This window comes from Microcoleus sp. Pol14D4, from assembly GCF_036701245.1.
Taxonomy (GTDB): domain Bacteria; phylum Cyanobacteriota; class Cyanobacteriia; order Cyanobacteriales; family Microcoleaceae; genus Microcoleus.
The window spans coordinates 268,370-285,881 of sequence record NZ_JAUBQM010000001.1 but is presented as its reverse complement, the minus strand read 5'-3'; the positions used below and the strand labels follow the sequence as shown (position 1 = coordinate 285,881).

Genomic DNA, 17,512 nt, shown 5'->3' with positions numbered 1-17,512 from the left:
TTACTACCGATCGCCTAGAATTGTTAAAACTGTTATCTGCCCAAATTGCTATTTCTATTGAGAATGCTCAACTTTACAAAAATTTACAGGAGTTTAATCAAAACTTAGAGCAATTAGTGAGCGATCGTACTCAACAATTATCGAACACCCTAGAGGCTTTAAAAGCCACCCAAACTCAGCTAGTCGAATCTGAAAAAATGGCATCTCTGGGAGGATTAGTTGCTGGTGTTGCTCATGAAATTAATACTCCCATCGGAGTGGGTGTCACTGTTGCTTCAGCTTTAGCAGAAAATACCACCGAATTTGCATCTATTTATAAAAGTGGCAAAATGAAGCGCTCGGATTTAGAAGAATTTGTCGATATTGCTACCCAAAGTAGTAAGGCACTTCTAATTAACCTAGATCGAGCGGCAGCCTTGATTCAAAGCTTTAAGCAAGTAGCAGTCGATCGCTCTAGCGAAGAACGGCGTACTTTCCAGATCAGACCTTATCTTGATGAAATTTTATTACAATTAAAACCCAAGTTGAAAAATAGCCAACATTCGCTTAAAATTAAGGGAGATAGCAAAATTGCTATCGATTCTTATCCAGGAGCCTTGTCCCAAGTTGTGACAAACTTGCTGATCAATTCTCTGATTCATGCCTACGAACCAGGGATTTCTGGGGAACTACTCTTTGCTTGGGAGCAAGAAGGTAATCGGCTAAGGTTTGAATACGCCGATCGAGGTAAAGGTATTCCCCCAGAAAACTTAAGTAAAATTTTTGAGCCATTCTTTACCACTAAGCGCGGTCAAGGTGGCAGTGGGTTAGGGTTACATATTGTTTACAATTTAGTCACTCAAAAACTAAAAGGTGAAATTGAATGTCTAAGTGAGTTGGGAAGAGGAACCAAGTTTATTATTAAATTACCCATGCAAATAGATTCACAAATGTAGAGTTCCAATTCCGATTTCCTGGCAAAGATAACTAAGTAAGTCCACCTCATTAAAAATAAAATAAGGATGACTGAAAAGGTTGCTGTGTAACTCTTCTCTCGTGTGCCTTTTTCTTAACAGGTTTTCTAACTTCAAATCTAAACATTAGTAAAAAATAAAGGTGTACAGCAATGAAAAGTGATTTTGACGATTTGTCAACTAAATCATCTGCAGAAACAGTATTTTTTGCAGAAGCAATCGACTCCAATGATGAAATTTTTTTTGCAGATGAAACTATAGAAGAAAAGCTGACTGAAAGTTGGAAAGTTTTAGTTGTAGATGATGAGGCTCAAGTTCACACAGCTACCGAAATTTCACTAAGGAAGTTTGTCTTTGAAAATAAATCTTTAACCTTCATTAATGCTTACTCCGCTCGGGAAGCTAAACAGCTAATCCAAGAAAATCCTGATGTTGCCATCATCTTACTTGATGTAATTATGGAAACAGATGATGCTGGCTTAAACTTTGTTAAATATGTTCGAGAAGTTTTAGGCAACCAGTTAGTGCGAATTATTTTACGCACGGGTCAACCCGGACAAGTACCTGAAAAAAGCATTATTATCAATTACGATATTAATGACTATAAAACTAAAACTGAATTAACGACATCAAAGCTATACACTACGATGCTAACAGCTTTGAGAAGTTTTTCTCTAAGTCAGAATTTGCAGTCGGAAATAGAGCGCCGCAAACAAGTAGAGAAAGCACTCCGTGTCAGTCAAGAAAAAGAGTACCAAAAATCTCTGGCTTTAGAACATTTTGTCAAAGAACTGCAAGAAACACAACTCCAGCTAGTTCAAAGTGAAAAAATGTCTAGTCTCGGTCAATTAGTTGCAGGTGTTGCCCATGAAATCAACAATCCTGTTAACTTTATTTACGGCAATCTCTCCCACGCCAACGACTATATTAAAGAACTCATTAATATGTTGAATCTTTACCAAAGGTATTACCCGCAACCCGAAGCAGAAATTGTCCATGAAATAGAAGATGCAGAGTTGCCATTTATCATAGATGATTTACCAAAACTGCTTTCTTCCATGCAGTTAGGGATCGAACGCATTCGCAATATTGTTAACTCTCTACGCAATTTTTCGCGGTTGGATGAAACTGAAATTAAATCAGTAGATATCCACGAAGGCATTAATAGCACTTTGCTGATCTTACAGCACAGACTAAAGGCTAAGTCTGATCGGCCTGCTATTAATGTGATAAAAGACTATGGTGCATTGCCGCTTGTGAATTGTTATGCCGGTCAGCTCAATCAGGTGTTTATGAACCTTTTAGCGAATGCTATAGATGCTTTAGAAGAGCGGCTAAGTAGAGAAGATGGTGCAGTTTTTAAACCCCAGATTTTGATTCGTACTGAAGTGGTACCCGGCAATTCGCATGACAACATTAGCTCGGCTTCCCACATCCTGGTAACAATTTCTGATAATGGTGTGGGCATGACAGAGAAAGTTCGTGCTAAACTTTTCACTCCCTTTTTTACTACTAAGCCCATAGGAAAAGGTACAGGCATGGGATTGTCCATCAGCAGAAAAATTCTGATAGAAAAACACTGCGGTCAATTAGAGTGTATTTCTACGCCTGAGCAGGGAACCCAGTTTATTATTGATCTGCCGACAATCTGTAAATCCACTAAGCTCGCCACCGTAGCGAATGCCTAGAAAACTTATTTGGCTGAATTGATCGTATATCGGTTTTCAGTTGCATGAGAATAGGGTAATTGCTAATTCCTCATTAATCGGAATTCTGACAGAATTTTTTCCCGCATCAAGTCCCCCCCTTTTTCAGGGGTGGGGACTTGATGCAATACGGTTGATTTAGTGCTAAAACTTTTGAACCACTTTGGGTTATTCTTAATCAATGGAAGTGCTATTTTATGTGACAGATTGCTGGAAAGTTGACCGAAGTTTTAGTGCTGATTCAAGTAAAATTATGAGCACAAATTACAGGAAAAGACTTGACGGAAAAAATACAATATGAAGACATTATTTTACTCAGTCAAACGAAAAAACTTTGGCTACTCTAAATCTGAACAAAGGCTCAGATACTCCGTGGGATAGATTATTAATTCACCGTTCCCAAAGTTGCCGATATTCCAATTCCATATCAAAATCAAAGAAATTATTTTGGTTTTATGCGATCGCCGGCGTTGCTTAGTGATACCCTAATTCAGAAACGGCTTTTTGTATAGTAATTTAATCCAGCCGATCAACGCTCTTCGCTTTGCCGTAAATGCCGCCAGATTTCTTGATGACATACGTACCAAAAATACAGGGCTAAATTCACAAGAGCTAATAATTTAGTACCATCTTCTAACATCGCGTGTAGTCCTTGATTTTCATTGTGTAAAATATCCTCCAACCGCGAGATAGCAAACAAGATGAATGCTGCAACTAATGGCAGGTAAGGAGTGGTTTTGATGTATCGCAAAAACTTAACTAGGTAAAGGAAAACAGCACTACCATAACACAAATAAATTAATTTCTTAGATATTCCCAACCGAGACATAATCAAAGTCATCCGAAACCTGTCATCCAGGTAAAGGACTCCCAGGAGTAAAGCACTAAAAAATAAGAATATCGCCGCTCGACTCTGCGGCTCTTTTTGTCGCAACACTCCGAAAGTAAATGCACAAATTGCGACTGAGAGGCACCCGGTAACTTCGGAAACTCCGGTTAGAATTCCGTCGTAAGGCAACCAGAAATTAAAAGGATCGCTAAATAGGCGTTCAAGTCCGCGTCCCTTGTTGTTGAATTTGGCATATACGCTCAGCCCCCCCAAAATCCCAATAGTCAGAATGTTAAAAAAAGCTAAAAGCGGTACACCAAAAAAGTGTTTCTTGAAAACTTTTAAAGAATTTGATAACTTGGGAAGTTTATCGAATAAAGGCAGATGCTTCATAAAAAATGTCTCTAAGCAATAGAGTTCGTTAATTATTCACTGGTAGCCAAACCACAAAGGTAGTGCCACGATCCGTTGGATATAATAAATTAGTTTCTGCAAAGGGTAGCCATTCAGGATTGAGTGGGGAAAATACTTCTATTTCTCCTTGCATTTGGCGGACTAAATCGCGGGCGATCGCCAAACCCAATCCTGTGCCAGGAATTTCCGTCTGCGCTTTTTCTCCCCGGTAGTGCCGTTCAAATAAATGCTCTAAATCCTGGGGAGGAATGCCGGAACCTGTGTCGCTGACGGCAACTGCTATGGCAGGCAATTGGCTGTATCCTGCCCGATCGCCATCCGCTGCTTTATACCTTACTTTAATATAAATTTGGCGGCCGGCAGGGGTATATTTCAAAGCATTGTCAATTAAATTGCTCAAAACCTCGCGCAAAGCTCGATCGTTCGCTGAGACTGGCGGCAAATCAGCCGCAATGTCAGCTACCAATTTCAGATTCCTTTCAGATGCGATAGCCTCGGCGGAAGTTAACAGCGGTTTTAAGACTTCTGTAACAAAACAGGATTCCTCCAAATTGGCCACAGGTGACAGCGACAGAGGAGAATGCCGGATTGATTCGACATTCGAGATTGCTTTTTCTGAAGTCCCCGAGCGCAGTTTGAGATGTGCTTCGCCGGTGTCAACAGTTCGATCGAACTGGCCGAGCAACTCTTGCAGCCGATCGCTCTCTCGGACAATACTAAAAGCCACATTGCGGTTTTTGTCTTCCGGTACCAGCCGCCGCGCTAACAGCTTGCCAAAAGTTCGCAACGCTGTCAGCGGACTTTTGAACTGGTGCAGCAAATTGTGCATCGTGTCGTAAACCTGAGCCTGGATTTGCCGACTCGTACCCAATTCCTGCTGCATCCACTGCGATCGCTGGTCTAAAATGCAGGCTAGGGCTAAGGTGCGAGCAATTTGTTGTATTTGAGCCTCTTCTCGCTCGTTCCAAGGCCTGTCTTGCCGACCGCTGACTAGAAGTCCCATTACTGCTCCCTCGTGTATCAGAGGTGTCACTATTTGCATCCGCTGCTGCCACAAATTCTCCGGGCCTTGGCACTGATGGGAACTGCGCTCATTACCCGGAAGCGGTTCGGGTGCGATCGCCCCTACCGTTGATTCTTCCACAGGCCGAACAGGCGGTGCCAGCAGGCGCGGTACTGGTTTTACTGTCGAGCTTTCGGAAGATTGCAACCTCAACCCCTGATTTTCTTCCGATTCGGCTGAGGTTTCTGGGTAAACCGCGATCGGCACCAACTTTGCTTCGCTGCCTTCTACCAACTCTTGTGTCAGGTATACCGCGCTGAATTTCGCTCCCAAACTAACGGCGATGGCCACCTGCGAGCGGCAAAGTTTGACAAATTCTGAACTGGCTGGCATTAACATGAGCGCCACATTAAGATATCTAACGGAATTCTAAGTAAATTACAAATTATCGGCCACCGATTACTGATGAGAGACTTCTAGATTTCAGGTTTCTTCCCTTTGATAGAAGGCAGCTATGTTGAAGGCATCGGGCTTTCATGAACCCCTATTGCCCCGCCTCGCCGTCGGCGCAGCTTTCACCGATCCCCAAGCTTGGCTTGTGCCGGAACTTGGGGCCAACAATAGCACAACCGCTACACTTTTGTCGATCGGCACGAATGTTAAGATTATGTCGATATATTAAAAACAGTTGAATTTTTGAGCTAGAACGGATATACTGGCCTCGGATTTGGTAGCTATCATTACAACCTGTCTGCTCATACTGTCTGCTCACAGAGGAGGTAAAGAAATTGGCCAGGAGACGCAAACGCAAGAGTCGCCGCCGACAAGAAGGACGCAGAATTTTAGAGTGTGTGCCTCAATATAGCATCGAGAGCGGCGAAGATAAACCCGTAACAGCGGCTCGCAAGTTCATCCATGCAGAAGGCATTGCTCCCCCAGCTTTGCTGTTAGTCAAGCGTAACGAGCATACCACTGACAGATACTTCTGGGCTGAAAAAGGTTTATTTGGAGCCCAATACGTAGAAGAGAACCATTTCTTGTTTCCCAGCTTAAAGGTGATGTTGGAAGCTACCACAGAAAAAATTCCTGTGGTGTCAGCGGCCCGCGCATAGCTCAAAATGTTTAGCTCAAAACATTGACAGCAATGTTTTTCTAAGTCTTTTAACAAAAGCGCGACAGTTCTCATTGTCTGGAGAGTGCCAACTGAAATTTCTGCGAAAAGTCCTTAGGAATTAGGGTATAAGGAGCCATCGCAACAGGCGTGATCGCAGCCCAAGGGCGATCGCCACAATTGGCACTTTCACGATAATGGTTTTTTTTTGACTGTTTTGTCGATCGAACAAGTGGATCAAAAAAACAGCCAACGAGATAGCCGCTCTTGAGTCATCGGTTTGTCAGCTCGAAGTCTAACTACGGCATCTAGCATATCAAAAAACGCTCCGCGTCAAACTTTTAATCGAGCGGTTTCAAATCTAAAGCTTTTTGCATGGCTGCTAGTTCATCGCGGTGAGCTCGGACAGTAACAAAGCTCTTGGTTTGGCTTCCCGACTCAGCAACTGATTCGAGTTTGAGCGAGACTTGCTCAGAGCGTCCAGCTTTTTTCCAGTAAAATACCCCCGCCAGCGGGGACAGCAGTACCAAAGCTAGGAAAATTTGGCCCTGCTGGGGAACTAGCATTCCCAAAACCAGTCCCAAGCACAGAGCGCCACCTGCACTCAGCAGAGTTAGAAAAATAGCTAGAAACCAACTCGGCCGCACAAAACCCTCAAACGTGACTTTATAGTTGGGGGCATCGACGGCTGCAACTCGGTAAGCTCTATCGGCAAAATACTGTTGTAAGTCGGCTAACAGTGACTCTTGGGCGCTCTCGGAAGCCAGCTTGACTTGTTCGATTCGCTCTTTGACTGAAGCCTTGATGAAGAAAAACAAGCCAACAGCCAGCAGTAGCGTTAGCAAAAATGTTGAAGGAAGAACAGCAGTATCCATCGGTAGAAGTTTGTGTAATTGAAATTCTCTACTATTACTTTACAGAACTTGACATACGAAAGCGATCGAGGACTTACGCAGACACTTTGTTATCAAAATTCGCAGAAAGCTTTGTAGCAAAGTGTTTTGCTCTCCATCACCCAATTCCCATATCTCCCCATCGTCGCTAATTCTCAAGTGACAATGCGTAAGTCCTGACGTAGTGTAGCTGCTTTAATCGCTGTGCGGCGGGCGATCGAGCAAAGCGAAGGCAAAGAAGGCAAATCGCTTTGCAAGTAGCGCCAGCATTTCCAGGGTTTAGGCATCCGATTCCAACTCGGCTAACCTGTGTGACCAGTTTCTAAGGCCCGGGGCCGACGCCCTGACGCGCCGTTTCCCTGACCTATATACTCGTGCCAGAGACGAGCGAGGTCTTGAGCTTGGTGCCGCCACTCAGGGAGGATTTGATACATCCGGCGGGGGCGGCCGCGTCCTTCTACTTTTTTCCAGTAACCCGTGATTACGGCTTCATCTTCTAGGAATTTCAGAGCGCTGTAGAGAACGGTATCCGAAAGTCGGTAGATGGGGAATTCCCTCTCTAGTTGGCCAATCAGTTCTGTACCGTAGGAATCTCCGCGCAATAACACGGAGAGAATGTAGCACACAGCTAATTCCTTGTTTAGATAAACAGGAGGGGGGTCTTGAAAAAATTGATAGATATGTTCAAACTTCATCTGTCTTGTCCGCTGGAAACTCTCGTGATACCGTCAGGTTAACGGGAGAGGAAAGCGGGGCGGGGGATGCCGCTTCCTAATGATTAAGTGGGACATTGGGGAAACAGAGGTGCAGTATTTCCCCAGTGAATGTTGATGGCCCCAAAGGCTTGTCCTGCACTTCGGTAATGTTTGCCTGCCCCTTGGTTGAGGAGGACTGCCGTAACTAGCGCAATTTTTTCCTCTTCCAATCTATCGCAGCGACTATTGTCAAGTGTGCGATCGCCTGCAAGAGTTGGCAGTTACTTTGGGAGTTAGTGTTTTAACTGAATTTGCAGTTAATGTTTGCGCTCAAGCGCAGGCTTTAAACCGAACTCAGGCCTAACATGGCGCGCAGTGTAAAAGTTAGAAAGACAAAAGTCGCTACAATCGAACTAATCAGGGCGATCGCAGTTGCCGGTCGATCGAGCAGGGGTTTGAGTCGCTCGAACAGGAAAAAGAAAATTCCCAGACATATCGTGATGAAAAAGCGCGGGTAGCGAGAGACGTTATTAATAAAATCTTGCATGAGCTTGGTGGGGTAAAGTGTCACAGCACGATCTTTGACTGGTAACACTTGTGAGCGAGTTAGACAATTTTGGCACAGCCGGAGCTAAATCTGCCAATCGGGCGATCGGGCATTTTTGCCGGCGAGGCTGACATATATAATTCTAACGAAAACTTTTCGCCGATGGCTCCGGCACTGTCTGTTTAATGCCACGCGACCTCCGGTAAGAACTTCAGAAGTATTTCTATTGACTTCTAGTTGTGATAAATATTATAGGGCCGTTATTTCTAGATAAATGTCTGCTTCCGCACCTTCTTTCGTCTTGCCACGTCCCTTTCTGCAATTGCCCAGAGGCAAAACTAGGTTGAAGATATTAAAAACCCAGAGAATCACACTATGTGAATTTTAGTCTTGGATTTGGTTCCAAATCCAAGAAATCCAGCCTTGGACTGTAAAGTAACGCCTTTTTATAGTTGTATCATTAATATCGGGACGATTTTCTGAGATTATTGTACAGATAGCATCTTTTGGCGGAATTCCTCCCTGTTTAAGCGCTAATTGAAACACTAAATAAAAAACTTGACGTTCTAAAATCTTATTAATCAACTCCAGATATTTTAATTTAGGTCTTTTATGTAAAATAGACCTTCCTTCACTTGTCAAGCAAAAAGTTACTTTTTTGGTCAGGGAATCTTTATAATTTTCTATTATTCCAATATACAGACCAGCATTAGTATAATAGTCAGTTTGCCGGCGATCGAATTCATAGTTTTCTGTAATATCGTCTTTGGTTAAATCTCTTTCTAATAACAACGATAATAAATCTACTACTCTCTCAAATTTATCAGCTTGTGGAAATGGAACATCTGGCTCTGCAATTAATTTAATATTATTGAGTACCATATCGACATCACTCCGTTGTATTTCTTCGGGAGCGATCGTATAATTCTTTTGTTCTCTCAGTTTCAGAGAGTTATAATTTTCATCGTTGCTAAATTCATAAATAAAAAAGCTAAAAATGTCGTTAGAGTATGTCATCAATACGGGAATCACTTTTTTAGCCATTTTTTTTGACCACAATCTGTAGGGATAGTAAAGTTGTCTAATCAAAAAATCGTCTATGGCATAGTTCTTAGCTTCTATCAAGACAAAATAGTTGTTACTTTCAAATCCCGCATCTATCTCACACTGAGAATTTTTAACCTTGATTGAATAGGGTTTATTAGCTAGGGAATTTATAATATTAAAATCAAACGACTCTGTAGACATTCTCCCAGAAACAGTATAAGCTGTTTTTTCGCCGAATAAATCATCTATAATACCGATATTAAATGCACAGTGCAATGCGGAACTTTCTGAATATAAATTTGTGTAATCTATACTCTCTATCCCGGGAGGAAACTCAAAAGGAATCACTTCAATTTCACTATCATATTTAACTTCAAAGTGTGTATCAAACTTCCCAATAACGTATTTAGAACGAGAAATTGGCAATATGGATAGATCGTTGTCTCGAAAGATATCTGGCAAATTAACCGAGTGATCGAACTTTGCCATCAGCCTGCTTTCTCTTTCTTGATTAATTTGACCAGATGCTATTTCAAAAAAACCATTTTTCTCTACCTCTTCTAATATCTTATGCCTTTCAAATAATATTTCCCAAGCTTTGTCATTGGCAGTTTTCTGGCTTTTACTCATATTTATTTATCCTGAAATTCATAATTCAAAACTAATACTTCATCAACCATACCTCTTTTCAAGGCATTTGAGTTGATACTTCTGGTTGCCCTAACTTTTTTAATTTTATCCTGATAATCCTTGTACAAATCCATAATAAAATCTGTACAGGAATTACTCAGCATTACCTTGCAACCTCTTTCATGTAAATCGTCAAACACTTTTTTGAGTCGTTTTTGTTGGTCTCTGTTAAAGCCATTCACATCATATCCAGTAAAAGAAGCTGTTTCCGACACAGGATCGTAAGGAGGATCGAAATAGACAAAATCTCCTCTCTTGGCATCTTTAACAGCATCTTCAAAATCCTGATTTAACAGCGTGATATTATTGCTATTTAAATATTTGTTCACGGCTATTAAAACAGCGTCATCTAAAAAATTGGGATTTTTATATCTACCAAAAGGAACATTAAACTGACCTTGGGAATTAACCCTAAACAAACCATTATAGCAAGTTTTATTTAGATAAATGATTCGTGCTGCTTTTTCTACTTCCGACAAACTTGCATATTTTTTCATTGAACGATCTAAGTCTCTCATCTCATAATAAGACGTTTCGCTATTGCTATATTTATCCTTGCTTAATTCCTCCATCAGCTCATCTAAGGAGTCTTTGATTACTTTATAACAGTTAATCAGTTCTTTATTGCTATCATTGATAACAGCTTTTTGGGGCTGTAGCTGAAACAAGAGTGCGCCTCCACCTATGAAAGGTTCATAGTATGTATGTTTGCTTATCCGCTTGGGAACATAATTAACAATTTCTGGCAATAATTGTCTTTTACCTCCTGCCCATTTCAAGAAAGGTCTTACTAACGGATTTTTCCCTCTTACTAACGTATCGCTTTTCACTCAGATGCCTCTAACGCTACTATCAAATAACAATACATTATAAGTTGAATTTTAGTTCAAGTCAAGAGGAAAGGGTGATATGGATTCAAGGTGTAAGTCGCACTTAAATATAGCGACAAAAGCACCTTGACATAAATCTATTCATCTGATATGTCTGGGAAAACAATCTGAATTAAGCCGATCGCACTTGAATCACCCCTCGGTCGAAAACCCGTTTGTCAGTACCGATAGAACTGACAAACATCCGGTCTTCATAGACATCAAACGTCGCAAAACTCAGGCGGCTAGCAGAATACTCCGTCCACTCAGAACGACTCACCGGACGAGTGCCCGCGCCGGCCCCGCAAATTAAATAAGTCGTACCGTTAATCGAGCGAGTGCGTTCGTAACTGTGTTCGTGTCCGTTGATATAAAGCTGCACGCCGTACTTTTGAAACAAAGGCGTGAAAGTCTTAATAAAAGATTGATTCGATCCGTAGACGCCAGAGGAATAAATCGGGTGGTGGCCGAACACAACTTTCCAAGGTGCGGTACTCTGACTCAACTCTTTTTCCAGCCAAACAAGCTGATTTTTCCAATCCGCATTGTGATTGGTATCTAAAGCAAAAAACTGTACGGGATCGCGGCGAAAAGTATAGTAGCGACCTTGCATATTAAAACCCGCATATTTAACTTGCTGGTCGCCGTTACCAGTGCGGATGTCGTGATTTCCCAGACAAGCATAAAATTTTACATTTTGCTGCAATAACGGCTGATAAGGCTTCTCGAAAACTGCATTAATTTTTTCAAATTCGCCGTTATTGTAGATATTGTCGCCGGCGAGAACAGCAACATTAAAAGGGTTTTCCCGGTGATATTGCGCCATCGCCTCAGCCACAGCATACTGACCTTCAGCGCCGGTACCGGTGTCGGCCACCGAAATAAAGCGTAAAATAGGCGGTGAGGCCGGCAATGGGACGATCGTCCTTTCTGCCTCAACGTTAGAAGCCGCAGCAGCATCGGTGTCTGTATCCCAGGCAGTCCGAAGCTGAAACATTTTCCAGACTCCGGCAAAACCTAAGCTGCTGAGACTGCCTAAAACTAGAAAGCGACGGCGTTTGATACTCATTTTGATTCAGTTACAACTAAGTTAAATGATAAATTAAGGTTGAGATGGCTCAACTAAAATTTATCTCGTTTAGATATATTTGCAACGCCCCAAGGCAGAAAAAATGTCAGAAGAACAACTAAACCAGTCAACTCCAGAACCCTCTCAATCTCCGACACCGCAGGTTGATTCGGCTGCAAAGTCTGCCCCCACTGGCAGCAAAACTCAAAATGCCAGCAGCGCGGTTCCCAAAAATCAGAGAATCAAAGCTTTGATTGCCTCGATAGGGAATTTGGGAAAAAAAGGGAAAAAATTAGCAGCAGAACCGCCGTTGCAGTCCCAAAAGCCGATCGCGCCCACCGCTTCTGACTCAGCAACAGTAACTCCTCCCGCTGTTGCTGCGGAAGTTAACAGCGTGCCTCCAAAAGTTGCTGTAAAAGTTGATAAAAAGCCTGTATCCCAACGCACGGAAGGGAGTTTTTTAGAGAAAGTAGTTGTACTTTGGCAAAGTATTGTGCGGCTAGTGCGATCGCTACTGCCACCATCTGCGAACGAGAAGCTGTCCGATCCAATTTTAAACGCCGCATTAGCAGCAATTCTGATCGTTGCAGTCGGTTTAACTTTCAACAGTTTCTCGGCAAAACCGCCGGACAAAGTAGCAAAAGTTCCTTTCCCAGCAGCGAAGCAGTCGCCGCCAACCTTTGGCGATTTTGTGGAGCCGGGAACGCCGAAATCGCCAGAGGCGATCGTACCATCTGAGCCAATCTCTACTAAATTCAAAAGCAAGTTGCCCGATTTAGTGGCTCCGGAAAAACCGCAACCAGTAGAAATGATCCCACCCCCGCCGCTGACGCCGGAACAGTCTCTGATTGCTGCTATTCAAACTCAAGTTACTGAGATTAAGAATCGACTGGGCGGCGGTTTAGTTGAGTCTGTTCAAGCTAATTTTTCCAGCAGCATTTTGACAGTAAAAGTCGCTGAAGATTGGTACAAACTCAGCGAAGTTGAGCAAAATCAACTAGCAACGAAGATGTGGAAGGAGGCTAACTCACTCGATTTCAGAAAGTTAGAAATTGCGAATATGGAAGGTAAGTTAATAGCTAGAAGTCCGGTTGTTGGTTCGGAAATGATTATTTTAGACAGAGGAATTAATTAGAATTTAAATAGTCTGTATCTGTACACCATCTTACCAGCCGTAAAGTCCAGGACGCATAACATAATTATGTACCGTACTCCCTGCGTACCTTACGGCTGTTGATTTTTTGTAGGAATCTCGAACTTTTAAAAGTTCCGAGAGAATGCTATAGCAAAACCATTTGATTTGTAAACAATGGGTTCAATCATCACAAACGTTTCAGGTCGTTCTACATTCACGACTCCAATAGACTTGCTATACGATGAGTCGTTAATTAGCGATCGCATTTTTGTAAACAACATTCGCCGTTCTTAAATTCCCCATAACTTATGCCAAGACGTTTATCTGTTCTTCTACCAACAATCTTAGTATGCTGCATACCAATATGTTTGTTTGTCGCAGTTGCGAGTATTGGTTATATAATATTAATTCCAGCTTTTATAGCAGGATCGTTAATTGGCCCTCTCACGCTACTTTATTTAGTATCTAACCAACCGCCATTGATTGTTGCTGTACTCATCCTGACAGCTTTATTGATAACAATGATCCTAGCTCACCCAATAAAAATTCGCCCTTGGGCGGCTGCCATAACCGTAATTGGTGTCTGCATCTGGATGACGATTGGCTTTTTTTCTATTTCGATAGTCTTAAGTATGGCGGCTGCCTAAATAAACTTAGGGGGAGGGGGGAGAGCCACCCTAACTCTCCCCTTACTTATATTTACGCCTTGTAGAACGATCACTCTGCAATATATTACTCAACCAGCCATTGATATAGCAAGTCTATTCGAGTCGTGAATGTAGAACGACCTGAAACGTTTGTGATGATTGAACCCATTGTTTACAAATCAAATGGTTTTGCTATAGCATTAAATCATATCATGTCAGCGGTCACGACCACCATTAAAGAGTTTTGTACTGAGGACTTCAGCCATCATAAAATTACTAGGAATAAAGTCCTCACTACAAACCTTAGAACGCTTATTTACCCGACATTAAATTAATAACTTTTAGGAACATTGAAAAATGACAATTTTAACTCAAGCCGAACAACTAGAAATTGAATATCCCAGCAGCGACGGAGAGCCGATGGCTGAAAGCGACATCACGCGCGATTACATGACTTACAGCGTAGAAGCTGTCAAGCTTTACTTTCAAGAACGTTCTGATGTTTACGTGTCAGCCAATTCTTTCATATATTATGAAGAAGGGAAAAACCAGGCAGTTGTGGCCCCGGATATTTATCTGGTGTTTGGAGTTGCCAACCGCAAAAGGGATAATTATAAAGTTTGGGAAGAAGGCGGAATTACTCCCGATTTTGTGTTATAAATTACTTCGGAAACAACTCAGACGAAAGACCAAGAAACTAAACCGGAAATTTATCGGGCTTTGGAAGTTAGGGAATATTTTCAGTACGATCCATCGGGAGATTATCTGAATCCGATTTTACAGGGAGTACGTTTGATAAATAATCAGTACGAGCCGATTGCAGCCAACAATATAGCTTTCGATACGCTGTGGTTGTTCAGTGAAGTGCTGGGACTCGAATTGCATATAATTTCAGGAGAATTGAGGTTTAGAGTTCCTCAAACGGGTGAGTTTTTGAAGACTCACAAGGAAGAAAACCGGGGACGACTGGCTGAGCAACAAGCACGACTAGCAGCGGAGTCAGCCTTTCAACAATCAGAGCAAGCACGACTGGCTGCGGAGTCAACATTGCGCCAGCTCGTAACTCAACTCTTAAATTCTGGGATGAGTCTGGAACAGGTAGCGCAAATGATGAATTTATCAACCGTGGAAGTGAGACGATTGGTAGGGGAAAACTGTTGAGCGATCGCACTTTTCCAAGATATCTTGGAAAAGTGCGATCGAAGTATGGCACAAAATGTAAACAGTCAACAGTCAACAGTTAACAATTAACGAAGGACTAGATAGGCTTATTAGTAGGTTTAAAACCCTGCTTTTGAAAATAGGTTCTAAATACGTCTAGAGCAATTGGTGCCGCCGATACTGCACCAAATCCGCCCCCTTCAACGATAACTGCGATCGCAACTTCAGGTTTGTCAGCAGGAGCAAAACCCACATACATAGAATTGTCAGGATGACCGGGCATTTCCACAGTCCCAGTCTTACCAGCACTTAAAGGAATAGTACCGTCATTCATGCCGCGGCCTGTACCTTTTTTTACCACGTCCATCAATCCTTGTTTAATGACGTTTAAAGTCGCAGGCTTAATACCTGTTGGAATTTTTTGAGTTATAGGAGTATTAGTTTGAGAAGCCAACAAATGTGGCTGCAATCGCCAACCACCGTTGGCAATAGTTGACACCATCACAGCCAATTCTAGGGGAGTACAAAGTACCAAACCTTGACCGATCGCCATTGTTACCGTATCGCCAACATACCAATCTTCCCCATACATTTTCTGTTTCTCTGCTGGGATCGGAACTTGACCGTGATTGGCGCCGTCTATCCCCAAAAGATCTAAATTAATAGTACCGCCAATGCCCATTTTTTTAGCCCATTTCGCCATTTCTTCCGGCCCTGCAGTCATACCTACTTGATAGAAAAACGTATTGCTGCTGTAGGCTAAAGCATCGCGGAAACCGATAACACCGTAACCGGCACCGTGTTCGTTAAAGGAAATTCCGCCGATGTTAATTGAAGCAGAACTTACCAAAGTCGAGTCAGGAGAGAACTTGCCCGACTCCATCCCGGCTACAGAAGTTACAATCTTAAAAGTGCTGCCTACTGGATAGCCTTGAACTGCCCGATTTAAAAATGGTTTGTCTGGCCCTTGCAGCCGATCCCATTCTTTTTGAGTCACCTTGCGGGTGAAAATATTGGGGTCAAATGTCGGCCAACTAGCCATTGTTAAAAGAGCTCCAGTTTTCACGTCGATCGCCACAACAGCACCGAGGCGATCGCCCAAAGCTTTTTCCGCAGTTTTCTGCATATCTAAATCTAAAGTTAGCTGCACCGGTTTGCCGGGAATAGGCTCTTTTACACCTAAATCTTGGATTTCCTCACCCTTAGCATTCACCTCGATTAAACGGTTGCCCCAAACGCCCTCTAAAGTTGAATTGGCTAATTTTTCAACTCCCATTTGACCGACGATCATTCCCATCGGATATGCAGGATTAGCTTTTAATTGATCTAAACTAGCTTCGCCGACGTATCCCAAAAGGTGAGCTGCTAATTGCTGGTTGGGATTGTCTCGGCTCGATTCTACGCGAATTTCAACTCCCCGCAAAGTATTAGCTTGTTCTCCCAACGCCACGAAAGTACCGACATCGATATCCTTACTAATTCGCACTGGCAGGGCCGATCTGTAGCCAACTGCATCAATTTTTTTGACAATTTCGGCTGCAGGAAGTTTGACGATCGGGCCCAGTGTAGCGGCGATCTCTTGCCACTCCTTGGCCGATCGCTCTTTTGGCCACACATATACCGATCGAGATACGCGGTTGGCCGCAAAAATTTTGCCGTTGCGGTCTAAAATTTGACCGCGATTGGCTGGGACTGAAACAGGGCGAATGCGGTTATTTTCCGCCCGCTGTCGATTGTAGGCTCCCTGTACCAGTTGCAGTTCGGCTAGACGAAATATCGGTAGCGTCACTAAGGTAGTGACGAACAGCATAAAAATCATAACTTGGAGCGATCGGCTGCGTTGCCGTGCAGGATTGTCCAAGCCATTTTTGTCGAATCGGATTTTAGAGTTAAAAGAAAAATCGCCAGCCATATTAATTAATCTGCTCTTTTTATTCAACTAACAGGTTGATACGGTTCCCATCCGGATGATTTGGCAGAAGATACAGGGATTATAACTTCTAACTCTTTAGTAACAGACATAAATTCTATCGATTGGCAGATGAATCAGCCGGATTTGTTGATTAAGTTAGACCTTAAATATCAGGTTTTTCTGACAATTCAACTATTAAGGAGGTAGGGGCGCTGTGGAACCGATCGATTTTTTGATTGCTTGGCTGGTGACGGGCAGCAGCTTGCTGCTAATTTCTCAACTCCCGATCGGCGTAGAAATTGACAGCACACCGAAAGCAGTAATTTCCGCTGCGGTTTTGGGAATGTTGAATGTTTTAATTTTGCCAATTCTCAAAGCAGTTTTTTTCGTGCCGAACCTACTGACGCTGGGATTGCTTTCCGGCGTGTTTGCTTTTGTAATGAACGTGATTGTTTTTGCCTCGGCTGCGAAGTTAGTTGAAGGATTTAGTTTGCGGATGGGCCTTTGGAGCGCGGTACTGGGGGCGATCGCCTTGGCTGTAGTTAGCAGCTTTATCAATGGCGCACTAATTTAGCAACTTCCCCTGATCGAGGGCGATTTCTATCGCCCGATATTTCCCATCCTTAGCTGGCGCGTTTCCTGTGCCTACAAGCGATTGAAATCACCGAATATTTCTTCTCCCTTCTTCCTTCAATCCGTTACATCCGTTACATCCGTTAAACAATCCGTTGCCGAACTTCCTTCAATCCGTTACATCCGTTAAACAATCCATTGCCGAACATCCGTTACATCCGTTAAACAATCCGTTGCCGAACTTCCTTCAATCCATTG

At 42.8% G+C, this 17,512-nt stretch carries 18 protein-coding genes; 8 read left to right on the top strand and 10 right to left on the bottom strand.

Translation table 11 applies throughout. The features are described from left to right. Window positions 1-935: GAF domain-containing sensor histidine kinase (locus QUA33_RS01235; RefSeq protein WP_333100796.1), on the top strand; the 935-nt coding region annotated here is incomplete at its 5' end. A 170-nt stretch (window positions 936-1,105) separates the two neighbouring features. Then, window positions 1,106-2,641 (top strand): ATP-binding protein, encoded by a 1,536-nt coding sequence (locus QUA33_RS01230; RefSeq protein ID WP_333145800.1) that lies wholly within the window; start codon window positions 1,106-1,108, stop codon window positions 2,639-2,641. 547 nt (window positions 2,642-3,188) lie between these two features. Here QUA33_RS01230 and QUA33_RS01225 read toward each other — a convergent pair. Further along, the gene (locus tag QUA33_RS01225; RefSeq protein ID WP_333100798.1) at window positions 3,189-3,881 is read right to left on the bottom strand and encodes a hypothetical protein; all 693 of its coding nucleotides are present in this window, start codon (window positions 3,879-3,881) and stop codon (window positions 3,189-3,191) included. Between the two features lie 28 nt (window positions 3,882-3,909). Then, window positions 3,910-5,298 carry an ATP-binding protein gene (locus QUA33_RS01220; RefSeq protein WP_333145798.1) on the bottom strand — a complete coding sequence of 463 codons (1,389 nt, stop codon included), beginning with the start codon at window positions 5,296-5,298 and terminating at the stop codon, window positions 3,910-3,912. A gap of 121 nt (window positions 5,299-5,419) precedes the next feature. Between QUA33_RS01220 and QUA33_RS01215 the strand changes: the two genes are divergently transcribed. Beyond that, complete coding sequence (locus QUA33_RS01215; RefSeq protein WP_333145796.1) at window positions 5,420-5,587, top strand: hypothetical protein; 168 nt, start codon at window positions 5,420-5,422, stop codon at window positions 5,585-5,587. A 106-nt stretch (window positions 5,588-5,693) separates the two neighbouring features. Further along, the gene (locus QUA33_RS01210) at window positions 5,694-6,017 is read left to right on the top strand and encodes a DUF3155 domain-containing protein (protein ID WP_333066452.1); all 324 of its coding nucleotides are present in this window, start codon (window positions 5,694-5,696) and stop codon (window positions 6,015-6,017) included. A 340-nt stretch (window positions 6,018-6,357) separates the two neighbouring features. Here QUA33_RS01210 and QUA33_RS01205 read toward each other — a convergent pair whose 3' ends face one another. The 7 genes from QUA33_RS01205 to QUA33_RS01175 all read right to left on the bottom strand — a co-directional run bounded on the left by QUA33_RS01205 (window position 6,358) and on the right by QUA33_RS01175 (window position 11,826). Further along, complete coding sequence (locus QUA33_RS01205; protein WP_333066454.1) at window positions 6,358-6,891, bottom strand: cofactor assembly of complex C subunit B; 534 nt, start codon at window positions 6,889-6,891, stop codon at window positions 6,358-6,360. A gap of 173 nt (window positions 6,892-7,064) precedes the next feature. Next, window positions 7,065-7,196 carry a hypothetical protein gene (locus QUA33_RS01200; protein ID WP_333145794.1) on the bottom strand — a complete coding sequence of 44 codons (132 nt, stop codon included), beginning with the start codon at window positions 7,194-7,196 and terminating at the stop codon, window positions 7,065-7,067. A 15-nt stretch (window positions 7,197-7,211) separates the two neighbouring features. Continuing rightward, the gene (locus QUA33_RS01195) at window positions 7,212-7,604 is read right to left on the bottom strand and encodes a PadR family transcriptional regulator (protein ID WP_293144339.1); all 393 of its coding nucleotides are present in this window, start codon (window positions 7,602-7,604) and stop codon (window positions 7,212-7,214) included. 343 nt (window positions 7,605-7,947) lie between these two features. After that, window positions 7,948-8,151 carry a DUF751 family protein gene (locus QUA33_RS01190; RefSeq protein ID WP_190657763.1) on the bottom strand — a complete coding sequence of 68 codons (204 nt, stop codon included), beginning with the start codon at window positions 8,149-8,151 and terminating at the stop codon, window positions 7,948-7,950. Window positions 8,152-8,535: 384 nt separating this feature from the next. Next, window positions 8,536-9,828, bottom strand: coding sequence for a type II restriction enzyme (locus QUA33_RS01185; RefSeq protein ID WP_333145792.1), 1,293 nt, complete (start codon window positions 9,826-9,828; stop codon window positions 8,536-8,538). Window positions 9,829-9,830: 2 nt separating this feature from the next. Beyond that, entirely contained in the window at window positions 9,831-10,718 is an 888-nt protein-coding gene (locus tag QUA33_RS01180) for a DNA adenine methylase (RefSeq protein WP_333145791.1), read from the bottom strand. Between the two features lie 172 nt (window positions 10,719-10,890). Further along, complete coding sequence (locus QUA33_RS01175; RefSeq protein WP_333145787.1) at window positions 10,891-11,826, bottom strand: metallophosphoesterase; 936 nt, start codon at window positions 11,824-11,826, stop codon at window positions 10,891-10,893. A gap of 103 nt (window positions 11,827-11,929) precedes the next feature. Here QUA33_RS01175 and QUA33_RS01170 point away from each other — a divergent pair, with 103 nt between their 5' ends. The 3 genes from QUA33_RS01170 to QUA33_RS01160 all read left to right on the top strand — a co-directional run bounded on the left by QUA33_RS01170 (window position 11,930) and on the right by QUA33_RS01160 (window position 14,769). Further along, the gene (locus QUA33_RS01170) at window positions 11,930-12,961 is read left to right on the top strand and encodes a hypothetical protein (protein ID WP_333145785.1); all 1,032 of its coding nucleotides are present in this window, start codon (window positions 11,930-11,932) and stop codon (window positions 12,959-12,961) included. Between the two features lie 1,004 nt (window positions 12,962-13,965). Then, a complete protein-coding gene (locus tag QUA33_RS01165; RefSeq protein WP_333145783.1) occupies window positions 13,966-14,268 on the top strand; it encodes a hypothetical protein in 303 nt (100 codons plus the stop codon). A 60-nt stretch (window positions 14,269-14,328) separates the two neighbouring features. Further along, the gene (locus QUA33_RS01160; RefSeq protein WP_333145781.1) at window positions 14,329-14,769 is read left to right on the top strand and encodes a hypothetical protein; all 441 of its coding nucleotides are present in this window, start codon (window positions 14,329-14,331) and stop codon (window positions 14,767-14,769) included. Between the two features lie 97 nt (window positions 14,770-14,866). Here QUA33_RS01160 and mrdA read toward each other — a convergent pair whose 3' ends face one another. Beyond that, window positions 14,867-16,681 carry a penicillin-binding protein 2 gene (gene mrdA / locus QUA33_RS01155; protein WP_333145779.1) on the bottom strand — a complete coding sequence of 605 codons (1,815 nt, stop codon included), beginning with the start codon at window positions 16,679-16,681 and terminating at the stop codon, window positions 14,867-14,869. Window positions 16,682-16,895: 214 nt separating this feature from the next. On the opposite strand from mrdA, the gene QUA33_RS01150 reads away from it, so the two are divergent. After that, window positions 16,896-17,255 carry a phage holin family protein gene (locus QUA33_RS01150; RefSeq protein ID WP_006635567.1) on the top strand — a complete coding sequence of 120 codons (360 nt, stop codon included), beginning with the start codon at window positions 16,896-16,898 and terminating at the stop codon, window positions 17,253-17,255. The last annotated feature ends 257 nt before the right edge of the window (window positions 17,256-17,512 follow it).